The 14970-nt window shown below is 63.2% G+C and carries 16 protein-coding genes; 11 read left to right on the forward strand and 5 right to left on the reverse strand.

Annotated features, from left to right (window positions below):
• Positions 1–19: 19 nt before the first annotated feature.
• The 4 genes from IEX41_RS07860 to IEX41_RS07875 are packed head-to-tail and all read right to left on the reverse strand — an operon-like array spanning position 20 to position 3808.
• Positions 20–835, reverse strand: a complete 816-nt coding sequence (locus IEX41_RS07860) for an ABC transporter permease (protein WP_188789665.1) — start codon at positions 833–835, stop codon at positions 20–22.
• Entirely contained in the window at positions 828–1658 is an 831-nt protein-coding gene (locus IEX41_RS07865) for an ABC transporter permease (protein WP_188789666.1), read from the reverse strand. The genes IEX41_RS07860 and IEX41_RS07865 overlap by 8 nt, the downstream gene beginning before the upstream one ends.
• A gap of 16 nt (positions 1659–1674) precedes the next feature.
• A complete protein-coding gene (locus IEX41_RS07870; RefSeq protein ID WP_188789667.1) occupies positions 1675–2709 on the reverse strand; it encodes an ABC transporter substrate-binding protein in 1035 nt (344 codons plus the stop codon).
• A 4-nt stretch (positions 2710–2713) separates the two neighbouring features.
• Positions 2714–3808, reverse strand: coding sequence for an ABC transporter ATP-binding protein (locus IEX41_RS07875; RefSeq protein WP_188789668.1), 1095 nt, complete (start codon positions 3806–3808; stop codon positions 2714–2716).
• 209 nt (positions 3809–4017) lie between these two features.
• On the opposite strand from IEX41_RS07875, the gene IEX41_RS07880 reads away from it, so the two are divergent.
• The 4 genes from IEX41_RS07880 (at position 4018) to IEX41_RS07895 (ending at position 7862) form a co-directional block, all read left to right on the forward strand.
• Complete coding sequence (locus IEX41_RS07880; protein WP_188789669.1) at positions 4018–4722, forward strand: GntR family transcriptional regulator; 705 nt, start codon at positions 4018–4020, stop codon at positions 4720–4722.
• Between the two features lie 230 nt (positions 4723–4952).
• Positions 4953–5888: an ABC transporter substrate-binding protein gene (locus IEX41_RS07885; protein WP_188789670.1), complete on the forward strand. Its 936-nt coding sequence runs from the start codon at positions 4953–4955 to the stop codon at positions 5886–5888.
• Positions 5889–5894: 6 nt separating this feature from the next.
• On the forward strand, positions 5895–6716 hold the full coding sequence (locus IEX41_RS07890) for an amino acid ABC transporter permease (RefSeq protein WP_188789671.1): 822 nt from the start codon (positions 5895–5897) through the stop codon (positions 6714–6716).
• A 21-nt stretch (positions 6717–6737) separates the two neighbouring features.
• Positions 6738–7862 carry a sugar phosphate isomerase/epimerase family protein gene (locus IEX41_RS07895; RefSeq protein ID WP_188789672.1) on the forward strand — a complete coding sequence of 375 codons (1125 nt, stop codon included), beginning with the start codon at positions 6738–6740 and terminating at the stop codon, positions 7860–7862.
• Positions 7863–9131: 1269 nt separating this feature from the next.
• Here IEX41_RS07895 and IEX41_RS07900 read toward each other — a convergent pair.
• Positions 9132–9689 (reverse strand): hypothetical protein, encoded by a 558-nt coding sequence (locus tag IEX41_RS07900; RefSeq protein ID WP_188789673.1) that lies wholly within the window; start codon positions 9687–9689, stop codon positions 9132–9134.
• Between the two features lie 377 nt (positions 9690–10066).
• Between IEX41_RS07900 and secE the strand changes: the two genes are divergently transcribed.
• The 7 genes from secE (at position 10067) to rplL (ending at position 14958) form a co-directional block, all read left to right on the forward strand.
• On the forward strand, positions 10067–10258 hold the full coding sequence (gene secE / locus IEX41_RS07905) for a preprotein translocase subunit SecE (RefSeq protein WP_188789674.1): 192 nt from the start codon (positions 10067–10069) through the stop codon (positions 10256–10258).
• A gap of 190 nt (positions 10259–10448) precedes the next feature.
• Positions 10449–10979 (forward strand): transcription termination/antitermination protein NusG, encoded by a 531-nt coding sequence (gene nusG / locus IEX41_RS07910; RefSeq protein ID WP_188789675.1) that lies wholly within the window; start codon positions 10449–10451, stop codon positions 10977–10979.
• 111 nt (positions 10980–11090) lie between these two features.
• The gene (locus tag IEX41_RS07915) at positions 11091–12257 is read left to right on the forward strand and encodes a winged helix-turn-helix domain-containing protein (protein ID WP_188789676.1); all 1167 of its coding nucleotides are present in this window, start codon (positions 11091–11093) and stop codon (positions 12255–12257) included.
• Positions 12258–12469: 212 nt separating this feature from the next.
• Positions 12470–12919: a 50S ribosomal protein L11 gene (gene rplK / locus IEX41_RS07920; RefSeq protein WP_188789677.1), complete on the forward strand. Its 450-nt coding sequence runs from the start codon at positions 12470–12472 to the stop codon at positions 12917–12919.
• A gap of 1 nt (position 12920) precedes the next feature.
• A complete protein-coding gene (gene rplA / locus IEX41_RS07925) occupies positions 12921–13619 on the forward strand; it encodes a 50S ribosomal protein L1 (RefSeq protein ID WP_188789678.1) in 699 nt (232 codons plus the stop codon).
• A gap of 377 nt (positions 13620–13996) precedes the next feature.
• Positions 13997–14509: a 50S ribosomal protein L10 gene (gene rplJ, locus IEX41_RS07930; protein WP_188789679.1), complete on the forward strand. Its 513-nt coding sequence runs from the start codon at positions 13997–13999 to the stop codon at positions 14507–14509.
• Between the two features lie 71 nt (positions 14510–14580).
• Positions 14581–14958 (forward strand): 50S ribosomal protein L7/L12, encoded by a 378-nt coding sequence (gene rplL, locus IEX41_RS07935; RefSeq protein WP_188789680.1) that lies wholly within the window; start codon positions 14581–14583, stop codon positions 14956–14958.
• The last annotated feature ends 12 nt before the right edge of the window (positions 14959–14970 follow it).

The raw sequence follows: 14970 nt of genomic DNA on the forward strand, positions 1-14970 counted from the left end.
CTTTTCTGTAGTCATTGGATCAGCGGGCATCCCGGGCGCCGAAGCGCTGCAGGACGACCAGTAGAATGGCGGCGGCGAGGATCAGCACGCCAGACACGGCGGCAACCCGGCCATCTAGGCTTTCCTCGAGCATGGCGAAGAGGCGCAGGGGCAGCATGGTCCGCCCCGGATCGCCGAGAAACAGCGTCACCGACACGTTGTCGAGCGACTGCATGAACACGAGGAAGGCCCCTGCGAAGATGCCCGGCAGAATCCCCGGCAGCGAGATCCGCAGAAAGGTCCGGATCCGGCTGGCGCCAAGGGTTTCCGAGGCTTCCTCCAGCGCCGGGTTCTGGCGTTGAGCAAGGCCCAGCACCGTGCGGAACATCAGCGGGGCAAAGACCGCCGCATGGCCAATGAGCACCGCGATGAAGGACGGCCCGAGGCCCAGAAGGCTCAGCGCCAGCAGCGCGGCCAAGGCGTAGACGAGGCTGGGCAGCACCAGCGGGGCCAGCAGGATCGGCTCGACCGAGCCCGAGAACCGCTTGGGGGCGCGGGCCAGGGCCCAGGCGGCGGGGGCGGTGATCAGCGTCACCAGCGCCACCGTCGACAGCGCCACCTCGATCGAGTTCTTTGCCGCCGTGTGGATCGGCCCCGAGGCGATGGGATCGAACAGCATTTCGTACCAGCGCAGGGAGAAGCCTTCGGGCGGGAAGCGCAGGGTGGAGCCGGAGTTGAACGACATCACCAGTGCCAGGAGGATCGGCCCGATCATGAAGGCCAGCACCAGCAGGCCGCAGCCCCAGACGAAGACCCAGTAGAGGGCGGTGGAGAACTTGGCGCGCGTATCAAGCATGACCTTGGAGCCTTTCGTGACGGGCCAGCATGGTGAGGCACAGCATGATGACGCCGGTGGACGCCAGGAGAAGGATCGAGATCGCCGCGGCCATGGGCCATTGGAACAGCACCCCGACCTCGCGATAGACGTATTGAGGCAGGTAGATCAGACGCGCACCGCCGATGACGCTTTGCGTGACGTAGGAGGTGGTGGCCGAGGCAAAGACCAGTACCCAGCCTGCCAGCACGGCCGGGATGATCTGCGGGAAAATCGCGCTGAACCACGCCCGCCAGCGGCCGGCGCCGAGCACCTCGGCCGCTTCCAGCGTCTTGCGATCCGCGCGGTTGAGCACGGCGAAGACCGGCAGCAGCAGCAACGGCAGCTCGATCTGCACCAGTGCGATGATCAGCCCGGTTTCCGAGAACAGCAGCGAGAACGGCCGGTCCGACAGGCCAAGACCGAAGATGGTCTGGCTGATCGGCCCGTTGCGGCCCAGCAGCACGACCCAAGCAAAAGTGCGTACCACGTTGGCGGTCAGCATCGGCAGCAGCGTGCAGATGAGGATGACGCTGCGCATGCGCTTGCCCGAGTGCCAATAGAGCATCACCAGCGGCAGCGCCGCGAGGCTGGCGAAGGCGGTGACCTTCGCCCCCAGCCCCAGCGTGCCCGTGAGTACGCCGAGCGCGAAGGGGTCGGACAGGAAGGCCGCGAAATTCCCGAGGCCCCAGCTTCCATCTTCGCCCCGCAGGCTGATGCCGGCCAGCAGCAGCAGCGGCGAGATGAAGAACAGCACCATGAACGCGATCATGGGCCACGACAGAAGGGTGTCTTTGCGGATCATCACGGCCTCCCGAGGCTTAGCGAACGACGAGACGGTCGAAGGTTTCGGTCCATTCCGAGCGGTGTTCGTTGATCGCCTGCCAGTCGGGGTAGACGGCGTTGGCAACCTGCTCGGGGGTGACGAACTGCGAGATGACCTCGGAATACGGCACCTCGGTGTTGGTCGGGATCATCGCGGTGGGTGGCTCGGCCAGCTGGACCTGCGCCGCGGCGTCGATGGCCGCGTCCATGTAGGCGTAAACCGCATCGGGGTTTGATGCGCCCTTCACCATGTGGATGGCCACCGGAACCGAGGGGGAGCCGGTCTCGGGGTGGGCGAACTCGCAAGGCATGCCCAGCTCGCGCAGGCGCGCCACGTTGCCGGTGGAGGCCATGAACACGGCAATCTCGCCCTGCTGGTACATGGTCATCTGGTTGGAGCCCGAGGTCGCGATGGCGCCGATCTTCGGCAGGTAGGATTCCAGCAGGTCGAACACCGGCTGCATGTTCTCGTAGGTGCCGCCGTAGGCCTTGTTGATCTCGGTGTAGGCCATGGTCGCGGTGTTCGAGCCAAAGCCGATGAGCGCGAGGTTGTAATCGTACTGCTCGTCCTCGAACAGCGCGCGGTAGCCCGACGGCTTGTCCACGACCTCGGGGTTGTAGGCGATGCCGTTGACCTCGATGGTCACGTGCGGGCCCCAGGCGTCCTGTGCGGCGGGCGTCAGCTTGTCCCAGTTCTTGAGGCGGGTCGGGTCGATCTCTTCGATCAGACCTTCCTTGACCAGGATGTCGGACTGGCCGGGCGACACAAGAAGCGCGTCATAGGGCGGCTGGCCGGGGCTGGCCATCAGGCGGGCGATCTGGTCCTGCGCCATCGACGGCGCGATGGTCAGCTCATAGCCTGCCTCCTGCACCATCGGTGTCAGAACGGTGCGATAGGCATCTTCCCAGCTGCCGGGGAAGGTCGCGGCGACGAGGCTGCCGCCTTGCGCGCGGGCGGGACGGATCAGTGCCGGGGTGGCCAGTGCCGAAAGGCCGGTCAGGGTAAAGGCGCGGCGGGACATATTGGTCATGGGATCAGGCTCCGTTGGTGTTTGCGGGGAAAACGTGAAGTCGGGACGTGTCGGGGCTCAGCCAGACGGCCTCTCCCTTCTCGGGACGGGGGCCGTCGTCGCGCAGGACCTGCGCCTTGACGGCGGTGCCATCGGCAAGCGTGGCGTCGATGGTGAGGAACTGGCCCATCACCACCGCCCGGTCGAACCGCGCCTGCATCGCGCCGGGATGTATTCTGGTGGACAGCGTGAGGTGCTCGGGCCGCGAGGTGACGGTCACCGGCGCGCCGGGAATGAAGTTCACCGCGCGGTTCATGGCGATCTCGGTGCCGTCGGCGGTGCGCAGGCCTCCCGGCCCGGTCACGGTGGCCGCCACCTGGTTGGCGTGGCCGATAAAGCCGTTGACGAAGAGACTGGCAGGGCGGTCGTAGATCTCTTCGGGCGTTCCGACCTGTTCGACCCGGCCGTCGTTCATCACGACAAGCTGGCCTGCGACCGCCTGCGCCTCTTCTTGGTCGTGGGTGACCATGACCGTGGTGATGCCCACGTCATCTTGCATCCGCACCAGCTCGGCCTGCAACTCGGCGCGCAGCGCACGGTCAAGCGCACCAAAGGGTTCGTCCATGAGCAGCGCCGCGGGATCGGTGGCCAGCGCCCGGGCCACAGCAACGCGCTGCTGCTGCCCGCCCGAGAGGCTCGGCGGAAAGCGGTCTGCGAAGGGCATCAGCCGCACCAGCTCGAGCAGTCGCTCGACCCGAGCCTTGCGCTCGGTCTTTGGAAGGTGGGCAAGGCCGTATGCGATGTTCTCGGCCACGGTCATGTGGGAAAACAGCGCGAAGTTCTGGAACACCATGCCCAGCTTGCGATTGCGCACCTGCACCCGGGTCAGGTCGCATCCGGCAAGGCTGATGGTGCCGCGATCGGGTGTGATAAGCCCGGCGATGGCGCGCAGGATGGTCGACTTGCCGCAACCCGAGGGGCCCAGCAGTGCTACGACCTTGCCGTCGGGCACGTCGAAACTGACGTCGTGGAGGACCTGTTTGTCCCCGTAGCTGTGGTCTACGTTGCGTATGTGCAATCCGGTGTCGGACATCATCTCGTGCTCCGCTGGTTGCGTCATGTCATGAATCGACCCTTGCGGCGAGGTTGTGCGCAAATCAATGCGTAAGTTTTTGCGTAAGTCTAATCGCAAGCATTGCGTAGAATTAATGTGCAGATACACTTGCCCTGCGGCCAATTCAGGCGCTGTGCGAACGGATTCCCTGTAACTCCGCCCTCTGGAGCGATAGATCTGCCCCTGCCAAGGCGTCGAACCGAGGAGCGTTTGCGATGAAAGACACCATGATTCTATCCGACGACATCTCCGAAGTGATTTGCGCAACTCTGCGTGCGGCGATTTTCGAAGGTTCGCTGAAGCCCGGCGACAAGCTGAAGGAGGACGTGCTCGCCACGCACTTCAAAGCATCGCGCACGGTGGTTCGCGGTGCCCTGACCATGCTGGCGCAGCAGAAGCTGGCGGAGCGGCGCCGCAACCACGGCTCTTTCGTCGCGACCCCCTCCAAGGAAGAGGCGCAGAACCTCCTGGCGACCCGCCGCGTGCTGGAAATGGCCGTGATGGACACCATCCCGGGCCGCCTCAAGGCGAAGGACTTCGACGTCCTCGCGCGCCACGTGGAGAACGAGACCAAAGTCCATTCCGGCCACGACAGCATGGAAAAAAAGCGGATTGCAGGGGATTTCCACCATATGCTGGCGGAATACGCGGGCAACGACGTGCTTCTGACCATGCTCGAGAATGTTCTGACCCGGCTCTCGCTGGTTCAGTCGCTCTATGAGCGCAAAACCGAATGCAATTGCGGCACTTCGCATCACGCAGTCATCCTCGAGCACCTCAAATCCGAAGATTATGATGCCGCGCGCGAAGCAATGGCCGTGCATCTCGAGGATATGGCTGACAACATCGTCTACGAGGGGGTGGACGGCGAAAAGGACGAGTTCCTCGCTATTCTCGAGCGCATGACAGGCAAAACCTGATCTTCTCCATCGAAGCCGGTGCCGAATCGTCGGCACCGTTCGCACTCTGCCCGCTTTTGCGACAAGATGATTACGAGACTCGCATTTCGCCGGGTCCGCAGGCGCACTGCGCCAATCTATCCGATTTCTCGCGCCATAAGTTTCGAAAGAAGTTGCGCAAGTTTTGCCGTGAGTAAATCCTTCTCCCTGTAGCGTCGGAACAGGCGCCTCCTCCAACAGGGACCTTCCATATGACTATTCTCCTCCGCAAGACCATCGGCCCGGCCCTTGCTGCCATCCTGGTAACCTCTCCCGTTGCGCTGCTCGCCCAAGGGATGACCGAGATCATGCATCCCTCGGACGAGATCACGGCCCTGCCGGGCGTCGAAGCCAATGCAGACCTCGCCGCAGCGCTGCCTGAGGCGATCCGGGAAACAGGGGTGCTGCGCGTCGCCACCGACCTGACGCCGCCAATCAGCTTCTACGACGACGCAGGCAAGCTCATCGGCATCGACGCCGACATCGCCCGCGCGCTTGGCGTGATCCTCGGGGTCGAGGTTCAGATGACTGATCTCGGCGCTGGTGCAGGTATTGTCCCCGCCATCCTCTCCAACCGCTTCGATATGACTATTTCGGGCATCAACGACGACGTGGAGCTGGAAAAGCAGGTCGATGTCATCGACTACATGTATGATGCGACCACGATCATGGTGGCGCAGGGCAACCCGCTCGACGTGTCGTCGATGGATGACCTCTGCGGCAAGCGCGTCGCGGTGCCCGTGGGCACCTTCCAGAACCGCCTTGTGACCGCCTTCGCTGAAAGCTGCGAAGAGCCGATGCAGATCATGTCCCTGCCCAAGATGCCGGACGTGTTGCAATCTGTGCGCACCGGCCGCGCCGATGCGACGGTGAACGGTTATGCCACCAGCGTCTACACCACCGAGAACCAGGTGGGCAAAGGCGTCGGCCTTCAGGCACTGCCGGAAATCCGGCTTGCTGTGGGCTATCTCGGGATGCTGGTCCACAAGGACAACCCCGAGCTGCGCGACACCGTGGTCGCCGCGCTTCAGCAGATGGTCGACGACGGCGGCTATGCACAAATCATGGAGAAATGGGGCCTCGGCCCGCTCGCCGTCGAGACCGTCAAGGTTAACGACGCCGCCTCCATGCCCGTCACCGTGGAGTAATCGATCATGGCCTCCATCGACGCTGACTTCCGCGCCCCGCCCGCACGGCTGAAGATCCGGTGGGGGCAGATCGCAACGGGCGGCGCCGCGCTTCTGCTCATCCTCGCAATGGCCTGGGTCGTCGCCCAGAGCCAGAGCATCCAGTGGGGCGAGATCCCCGCCTATCTCGTCGATCCGCGCGTCCTGAACGGCGTGGTGCTGACGTTGCAACTCACCATTGGCGCGATGGTCTTCGGCATCGTCGTGGGCTGCGTGGTCGCCGCCATGGCCATCTCTGAGAACCTCGTGCTGCGGGCCATCGCGGCGGGCTTCGTGTGGTGGTTCCGGGGCGTGCCGCTGATCGTGCAGATCTTCCTGTGGTTCAATATCGCGCTCTTCGTGCCTCGCATTGGCCTTTGGGACATCAACATGCTGGTGACCCCGGCGGTGGCGGGCTTCCTCGCCCTTGGGCTGCACGAGGCCGCCAACATGTCCGAGATCGTCCGCGCCGGGCTCAACGCCGTCGGCAAGGGCCAGCGCGAGGCGGCGCAGGCGCTGGGGCTGAAGCCGATGATGATCATGCGCACCATCATCCTGCCGCAGGCCGTCCGCCTCGTGATCCCGCCCACCGGCAACCAGGCGATCGGCATGCTCAAGGCTTCGGCCATCGTCTCGGTCATCGGCATGCGCGACCTGCTGACCATGTCGCAGCAGATCTACGCCGCCAACTTCCTGGTCATCGAACTGCTGTTCGTGGCCTCCATCTGGTACCTCGGCATCACCACGGTGGCGCAGATCGGCCAGCATTACCTTGAAAAACGCTTCGCCCCCAAGGGCCGCGGCAGCTGATCCCCCGGAAAGGACCCATCCATGAAACTCGGTATCGACTGGCAGAAACTGCCCGAAGCCCTGAAGCGCGGCCCGATGGCCAGCCTCGACCACGTGCGGGAGATGGGCCTCGACGGGATCTTCTTTCCCACCGTTCTCGACATGTCCCCGACGCTGGACGCCGGCTTCCTGCGTGAGCTGAAGGCCAAGGCCGACGGTATGGGCCTCTACCTCGAAGCGGGCCTTGGCAAGATCAATCCCTATTGCAGCGCCGAGGCCCCCGAGCTGCGCGCCGCCGGAAACGGCGACATCCTCGCCGGCCTCACCCGGATGGTGGAGCTGGTTGCCGGGATCGGCCTGCATGAACTCTGGATCTCGCCGGGCAACTTCAAGGGCCAGTTCCCCGGCCGCCTTGCCAACGATCGCTTCCGGAGCGACATCGACTGGGCCGACCAGCTGACGGCGATGGAAAAGATCATGCACCGCCTCGCCCCGGTGCTGCGTGCGCATGGCTCGCATATGAACATGGAAACCCATGACGAGATTACCTCTTTCGAGATCCTGCGCCTGATCGAGGCTGTGGGTGAGGACGTCACCGGCGCGGTCTTCGACACGGCCAATGGGCTGCAACGCGGAGAGCATCCGGTCTGGGCGGCCCGGCGCCTCGCGCCCCACATTCGCCAGACCCACATCAAGGACGCTTATGTCGCCCGCGCGCCTGGTGGCCTTGACTTCCAGGGCCGCGCCTGCGGCGAGGGCATCGTGGACTTTACAGCCATCCTGCCGATCCTTCACGGGGCCAACCCCGCGTTGAACCTGTCGCTCGAAATGGCGGCCTCCTGCGAGGACCGCCCCCGCGCAGCCAGCCCCCGCCAATGCATCGAGATCAATGATCCCGTCTGGCGCGCCGCGCACCCGGATCTGACGCCCGAGGAATATGACGCCTACATGGCCATGGTCGACAGCTACGAGGACCGCATCGCGACCGGAGAGATCGAGGATTGGGCGGCTTACGAAGCCCGCAACTATGGCTATGCGAGCTACGAGGTGCAGCCCTACGGCTACCCGGAGGCGCGCGCCTACATCCAGCGCTCTGCCGAACATATCAGGGCATCGGGCGCCGCGACGGGCGTGCCGGTGGGCACGGTGAAAGCTGCGCTCGCTTGATGTGAATTGCAGGAAGTGGGCGAACATTCGTTCGTCCGCTTTCCGTATATCGCAGTTCTCAACGGATTGCGCGGCGAATGTCGGCAATCCGCCCTTCTGTGCAGGCGTTTGGCGTGATGCTGCGGCGAGCAGAAAGGGCAACTCCGGCCTGCCTGAGGAAATGTCTCACCTTACCAAGTCGGCTCGTTAGGCATCGGCTTGTACCTAGGTCAGAAAGGCTTGGCATTTGGGTAGGGAATGCCGGACAGAGCATGGGCGGCCGATCAACAATTTAAGGCTATCGCCGTCGCCGAGAGTCGCTTTAACACGACATTCGCCATCAAAAGGCCTCGAGGCATAAGCGTCGGGGCCTTTGCATTTCGCGGGTGATAGGGGGTGGGGGCGTAGCCGGGATACCGACCGTCCTGCAGAACAGTCTGCCTTCGGCGCTTGCGAGGGCGCATTTCATGCTTTTGCACATCAATGAATGTGCACCTGTCATGTGGCGGGTGCCATTCGTGAGGATCGCTGACCTTACGGGCAGCGGCCTCGTTGTATGTTGCTTAATATGGACGAGCTCATCGCCTTGGCGGCTGTCGTGGAGAGCGCGGCTTAATTTGGGCGGCAGCGCGGCTCAAGCTGTCCCAATTCTCGTTTTCGCATACAGCCGGTGCCTTCGAGCACCGTCTGGGGCTGCAACTTCCGCTCCGGGCCACCCGTTCAATCCCTTTGAGCTTCACCTGGCCGATGTGGTGGAGCGGGGCTAGATCACCGTTTGCGTCGACCGCCGGGGAGGGCGGCGGCCCGCAAGTGGCGCGCTTGAAGGCGCTCACCTGTTGATTGCCCGTAGTCCCGATACGGCGCAACACCGTACCGGCCGGCCGGCGTCCCTTGGAGTGTCCATGTTCGACCCCAGTGCCGAAGAGGTGGCGCTGGAGTGTATCGGTCAGCTGTTTTGCGGCCGTGGTTCGCTGCCTGACGGGGGCGGGGCGGTGAATGGCGTCTTTCTCGCCGAAAGACGTCTGGATGCGGCATGCACCGTCATCATTCTCATGATCTATGACCAGTTCGACGAAACCGTGACCTCCCGGCCCGCCGCCGCTCGCACGCAGGAGGTCATCTGCCGCGACTCCCTGATCGGAGGGCTGTCTGGCTGCTTCATCGCATCTAATGGGCGGGCGGATCGGTCGGCAGCCCCAGTGTGGCATTGCGAGCGTGAGCCGTACATGAAAAAGGGGCCGCGCTCGGCGCGGCCCCTCCTGCCCATCAGGGCAGATCTGTCAAAGCAACTTACGACAGGATCTGATCGATGCGGCTCTTCTTCTCGGTGTCGTTTTGCTCACCGTAAAGAGCGGCACGGATCTGCTGAACCTGCTCGGTGGTCAGGACCGAAAGGTCGGCACCGGGCGCGATACGCTCGACCGATTTCATCTCACCCGGGGTGAGGTTCGGAGTGGCCGAGTTCATCGATTCGAGAACCTGAACGCGGGTCTCTTCCGGGTTGTCGTTGGAGCTCACCAGAGCGATCAGTTCGGCACGCTCTTCTTCGGTCAGCTCTGCCAGGCGCCATTCCGGCACGTAGGCGGTCAGTTCGCTGTCCGAGACGGTTGCGGTTGCAGTGCTCGGGTTGTTGCTCGAGGCAATCTCTTCGATGCGCGAGGTCTTGTCGGTGTCGGACTCGCCGCTGTTGGCGATTGCGAACATCTGTGCGACCTGCTCATCGGAAAGCGTTTCGTAGTTCGCTTCCGGGTAGTAACGGTCGATCGCGGTCATTTCTGCTTCGCTTGCTGCGAAAGCGCTGGTTGCGATGACGGTCGAAAGGGCGGTAAGGGTAATAAAGCGTTTCATGGCGCGATCCTTCATTCGTAATTACTGTTTCTCTGGCAGTGCGATTGCTCTGCGCTTCTGACCACACAACACCGGCCGGGTCGGGATGGTTCCTCTCTAAAAGCCGCTTTGAACTGTACTATTCTCCCTTGATCGCAGCGTCTTAAACCCCTCGTGCGCGCGAACGCGCAAGCCGTCCGAAGGTTGCGGGCAGCTTCGGCCGGAATCGTAGTGTTTTCGTGAAAAGCGATCACTTTTTTATGAGTTCTCAGGTGTTTGGCTGTTGATCGCAGGCCGTTCTGGTGACTTAGACGGACACCGGGCAGCTGAGGCTTGTCACTGCGGGGCTGTCTGGGTATATGCCTGCGAAACCCGTCGAACACCGAAAGCGAGCCGACATGGCGAACCCCGTGCAGTTCATCAACCAGACACGCGCCGAGATCTCCAAGATCTCGTGGCCGACGCGTCGCGAAGTCATCCTGACCACGATCACCGTGTTCATCATGGCCGCGCTGACCGCGACCTTCTTTGCGCTGGTCGATATTGCCATCCGCACCGGGCTTCAGGGCATCCTGACCTACTTCGGCTGATCGGCCCCGCAGGCCCGGCCATGTGCCGGGCGCGCGAATGTGACCACGGCCCTTGAATTCGCGGGGACGTGGCGGTAGTCAGCAAGCGATTACCCCGGCGGGCGTGCAGCGAATCAAGTTGCACGCCAGTTTTCTTTTGGGGATGAACGTTGTCGGACTGATCCGGCACTAAGGTTGGAAGAGGGGCCAGATGGCAAAGCGGTGGTATTCGGTCAGCGTCCTGTCGAACTTCGAGAAGAAGATCGCGGAACAGATCCGTCAATCTGTCGAAGAGCAGGGGCTCGAGGACCAGATCGACGAAGTGCTCGTCCCGACCGAAGAGGTCATCGAGGTGCGTCGCGGCAAGAAGGTGACCACCGAGCGTCGCTTCATGCCGGGTTACGTCCTCGTCCACATGGAGATGTCCGATCAGGGCTATCACCTCGTGAACTCGATCAACCGCGTGAGCGGCTTCCTCGGGCCGCAAGGGCGCCCGATGCCCATGCGTGACGCCGAGGTCGAGGCCATTCTTGGCCGTGTGCAGGAAACCGAAGAGGCCCCACGTCTCGAGATCCGCTTCGAGATCGGCGAGAAGGTCAAGGTCAACGACGGCCCCTTCGAAGGCTTCGACGGTATGGTCGAGGGGGTCGACGACGACACCCAGCGCCTGCGCGTCTCGGTGTCGATCTTTGGCCGCGAAACGCCGGTGGAGCTCGAGTTCACTCAGGTGACCAAGCAATAGACCGGTTCTCGGTATCGCATCATGACAAGCCCGCCAGGTTCCGCCCGGCGGGTTTTTTCTTTCCCGCCCTGCCCGGTTGCCAACCGGGGTAGGGCGGGTCAAGCATGGGTCATGACCTCTCCGCTGCGCATTTCCAACGCCGATGCCCGCCGCCTCTGGCTGCAAGCGCACGGGCTGTCGGGCACGCCTTCGGGGGCGGACGCGCTTGGGGTCATCCGCGATCTGGGCTTTGTGCAGCTTGATACCATCCAGGTGGTGAGCCGTGCGCACCACCACATCCTGTGGTCGCGCGCGCAGTCCTACCGCGAGCCAATGCTCGACAGGCTGCTGCGCCAGCGGCAGGTGTTCGAACACTTCACCCATGATGCCTCGGTCCTGCCCATGGAAATGCTGCCGCTCTGGCAGCGCCAGTTCGACCGGATGAAGCGCAAGGTGGGCGGGTCTTGGTACGTCGGCATCGCCTCCGAAGAGATGACGGCAGAAATCCTTGCCCGGATCCGCGCCGAAGGCCCGCTCTGCACCCGCGATTTCGACACCGAGGTTGAAGCGCGCGCCATGTGGCAGCGACCACCCCACAAGAAGGCACTTGAATACCTGTGGTACGCGGGCGTTTTGGCCACCTGCCACCGCGAGGGGGTCGTCAAACATTACGACCTGGCCGAGAGGGTGTTCCCGGAGGTGGAGGCGCTTTCGGACGACGCGCAGGTCGATGGGCTGTGCGATGCGGCGCTGCACCGGCTGGGCTTTGGTACGCTGGGTGAGGTGCGCAAGTTCTGGGATGCGGCGGAGGTGTCAGAGGTCGCTGCCTGGGCAGGCCGCCGCCAGCCCGTCCCGGTGCGGATCGAGGGGGCGGACAGGCGCTGGACCGCCGGTGTTGCCTGCCCGGATATAGAAGAGCGGCTGTCGCAGGTTCCCGCGACCACCCCGCGGCTGCGACTGCTCAACCCGTTCGATCCCGCGATCCGCGACCGTGTGAGGCTGAAGCGGCTTTTCGGTTTCGACTACACTGTCGAGATGTTCGTTCCCGAGGCCAAGCGGCAGTGGGGCTACTATATATACCCGCTGCTGGAGGGAGATCGTTTCGTCGGTCGGATCGAGGTCAAGGGGGATCGCAAGGCAGGGCGCCTTGCGGTGACGCGGGTGTGGTGGGAGCCGTGGGTACGCGCATCAGGGGCGCGCGATCAGCGCCTGCGGGCTGAGCTTGAACGCCTTGCGCGGCTGGCGGGTCTGTCCAGGATCATGCCGGATGGGCCGCCGTGGCCAGTGATTGGCCAGTGATTGGTCTGGGGCTGCCCGGTGAGCAACCCGCGATTGTCCGAGCATTCACGCTTGATCTTCGCCCACTGCTGCGCTAAGCGCCGGGCTTCGGGCAGACGCATTGCGACTCGCCCGTTCGTGGAAGGCGCGCGCATCGCGATGTGCAGACCGGACCACGCCACCGAAACGCCCCTTCGACGCGTCGCAGGGGAGATGGAACAGGAGATACGCCGATGGCAAAGAAGCTCGCCGGCAAGATGAAGCTGCAGATTCCTGCAGGCAAGGCCAACCCGTCGCCGCCCGTGGGCCCCGCCCTGGGTCAGCGCGGCATCAACATCATGGAATTCTGCAAGGCGTTCAACGCCAAGACGCAGGAAATGGAGCCCGGCGCGCCGTGCCCGACCGTGATCACCTACTATCAGGACAAGTCCTTCACCATGGACATCAAGACGCCCCCCGCGTCTTACTACCTGAAGAAGGCAGCTGGCCTGAAGCCCGTGGGCAAGCGCAACCGTCCCAAGGGTGCCGTCACCCCGGGCCGCGAAGTCGTCGCGACCGTCACCACCAAGCAGGTGCGTGAAATCGCAGAGGCCAAGATGAAGGACCTCTCCGCGAACGACGTGGAAGCTGCAATGCAGATCATCCTTGGCTCGGCCAAGTCCATGGGCATCGAGGTGAAGTAAGATGGCAAAGCTCGGAAAACGTACCCGCGCCGCCCGCGAAGCCTTCGCCGGCAAGGAAGACATCTCGGTCGAGGAAGCCGTCGCACTGGTGAAAGCCAACGCGAACGCCAAGTTCGATGAGACCGTCGAGATCTCGCTGAACCTCGGCGTCGACACCCGTCACGCGGACCAGATGGTCCGTGGCGTGATCGGCCTGCCGAATGGCACTGGCAAGACCATGCGCGTTGCTGTCTTCGCCCGTGGCGCCAAGGCTGACGAAGCCAAGGAAGCAGGCGCGGACATCGTCGGCGCAGAGGACCTGATGGAAACCGTCCAGGGCGGCACCATCGAGTTCGACCGCTGCATCGCGACCCCGGACATGATGCCGATCGTCGGCCGTCTCGGCAAGATCCTCGGCCCGCGCAACCTGATGCCGAACCCCAAGGTCGGCACCGTGACCATGGACGTGGCGCAAGCCGTCAAGGACGCCAAGGGCGGCCAGGTCCAGTTCCGCGCTGAAAAGGGCGGTGTGGTCCACGCAGGCGTCGGCAAGGCATCCTTCGACGAGGCCAAGCTGGTCGAGAACATCCGCGCCTTCGTCAGCGCGGTTGCCAAGGCCAAGCCGACCGGTGCCAAGGGCACCTACATGAAGAAGATCTCGCTTAGCTCCACCATGGGCCCGGGCGTGAGCGTCGACGTGGCAGCCGCGTCGGCCGAGTGATCCTTCACTCAGTCTGATTTTCGGAAGGGGCGGGCCGCAGGGTCCGCCCCTTTTGTCATGAGGGCATGGCTTGCTGGGTGTGCGGGATCGGATCAATCTTGGCCGGTTTGTGCTTGGCAGCGCCGTCCGCAATCTGTAAAGACACCTGTGTTGGGGCTTCCGCGATTCGCGCTGGCCCTGCATTTCGTCCGAGACGGTGGGTTGGAGCAATCCTGTAATTCCTGCCTGAGACGGGAAGAGACATACGTTCCGGATCGATGTGTTCATCGACCTGTTCCGGCGACGAGATGCGACGACCCGAATCGGACCTTTCTTGGCCAGGCTTGCCTGGCTTGAACGAGCCGGAGGGGTCGACCCTCCACAACTGGAGTAGAACTGTGGATAGAGCCCAGAAAGAGAAATTGGTCGAGGAACTCGGCCAGATCTTCCAAAGCTCTGGCGTCGTGGTGGTATCCCGCTACGAGGGTCTCACGGTTGCAGAGATGACGGACCTCCGTGCGCGCGCAAGCGCTGCGGAAACTTCGGTCCGTGTCGCCAAGAACAGGCTCGCAAAGATCGCCCTCAAGGGGACCGAGTGCGAAAGCATTTCGTCCTACCTCGAGGGCATGACCGTTCTCACCTATTCCGAAGATCCCGTGGCAGCAGCCAAGGTGATCGAGGACTTCGCCAAAGACAACAAGAAGCTTGAGGTTCTTGGCGGCGCGATGGGTGGTACGGCTCTGGACCGGGCCGGTGTCGAGGCCGTGTCGAAAATGCCGTCGCGCGATGAACTCATCGCATCGATCGTCGGCTGCATCGGCGCACCCGCTTCGAACATCGCCGGTGCGATTGGCGCACCTGCTTCGAACATCGCCTCCATCCTCAGCACGATCGAGGAAAAGGCGGCGTAATACGCACCTGAGACGGCTGTGGGGTTGTAACCCTGCACGTTGGAACACATCTAGATATACGGAAAAGCGAAATGGCTGATCTTAAAGCACTTGCAGAGCAAATCGTCGGTCTGACCCTGCTCGAAGCACAAGAACTGAAAACCATCCTCAAGGACGAGTACGGCATCGAGCCCGCAGCTGGCGGCGCTGTCATGATGGCCGGTCCTGCTGCCGACGCTGGCGCAGCCGAGGAAGAGAAGACTGAATTCGACGTGATCCTCAAGTCCGCTGGCGACAAGAAGATCAACGTGATCAAGGAAGTCCGCGGCATCACCGGTCTTGGCCTCAAAGAAGCCAAGGAACTGGTTGAAGCAGGCGGCAAGCCGGTCAAAGAAGGCGTGTCCAAGGACGAAGCCGAAGAGATCAAGAAGAAGCTCGAAGAAGCAGGCGCTGAAATCGAGCTCAAGTAATCGGTCCGGTGC

The organism is Salipiger pallidus, from assembly GCF_014643635.1.
GTDB lineage: Bacteria > Pseudomonadota > Alphaproteobacteria > Rhodobacterales > Rhodobacteraceae > Salipiger > Salipiger pallidus.

What these genes read in the sequence shown, in the direction of transcription:
- IEX41_RS07885 (WP_188789670.1), top strand. Translation starts at nt 4,953, where the DNA reads ATGACTATTCTCCTCCGCAAGACCATCGGCCCGGCCCTTGCTGCCATC.
- IEX41_RS07875 (WP_188789668.1), bottom strand. Translation starts at nt 3,808, where the DNA reads ATGACGCAACCAGCGGAGCACGAGATGATGTCCGACACCGGATTGCAC.
- IEX41_RS07915 (WP_188789676.1), top strand. Translation starts at nt 11,091, where the DNA reads ATGACCTCTCCGCTGCGCATTTCCAACGCCGATGCCCGCCGCCTCTGG.
- IEX41_RS07890 (WP_188789671.1), top strand. Translation starts at nt 5,895, where the DNA reads ATGGCCTCCATCGACGCTGACTTCCGCGCCCCGCCCGCACGGCTGAAG.
- IEX41_RS07860 (WP_188789665.1), bottom strand. Translation starts at nt 835, where the DNA reads ATGCTTGATACGCGCGCCAAGTTCTCCACCGCCCTCTACTGGGTCTTC.
- rplL (WP_188789680.1), top strand. Translation starts at nt 14,581, where the DNA reads ATGGCTGATCTTAAAGCACTTGCAGAGCAAATCGTCGGTCTGACCCTG.
- nusG (WP_188789675.1), top strand. Translation starts at nt 10,449, where the DNA reads ATGGCAAAGCGGTGGTATTCGGTCAGCGTCCTGTCGAACTTCGAGAAG.
- rplA (WP_188789678.1), top strand. Translation starts at nt 12,921, where the DNA reads ATGGCAAAGCTCGGAAAACGTACCCGCGCCGCCCGCGAAGCCTTCGCC.
- IEX41_RS07895 (WP_188789672.1), top strand. Translation starts at nt 6,738, where the DNA reads ATGAAACTCGGTATCGACTGGCAGAAACTGCCCGAAGCCCTGAAGCGC.
- rplK (WP_188789677.1), top strand. Translation starts at nt 12,470, where the DNA reads ATGGCAAAGAAGCTCGCCGGCAAGATGAAGCTGCAGATTCCTGCAGGC.
- IEX41_RS07880 (WP_188789669.1), top strand. Translation starts at nt 4,018, where the DNA reads ATGAAAGACACCATGATTCTATCCGACGACATCTCCGAAGTGATTTGC.
- IEX41_RS07870 (WP_188789667.1), bottom strand. Translation starts at nt 2,709, where the DNA reads ATGACCAATATGTCCCGCCGCGCCTTTACCCTGACCGGCCTTTCGGCA.
- secE (WP_188789674.1), top strand. Translation starts at nt 10,067, where the DNA reads ATGGCGAACCCCGTGCAGTTCATCAACCAGACACGCGCCGAGATCTCC.
- IEX41_RS07900 (WP_188789673.1), bottom strand. Translation starts at nt 9,689, where the DNA reads ATGAAACGCTTTATTACCCTTACCGCCCTTTCGACCGTCATCGCAACC.
- IEX41_RS07865 (WP_188789666.1), bottom strand. Translation starts at nt 1,658, where the DNA reads ATGATCCGCAAAGACACCCTTCTGTCGTGGCCCATGATCGCGTTCATG.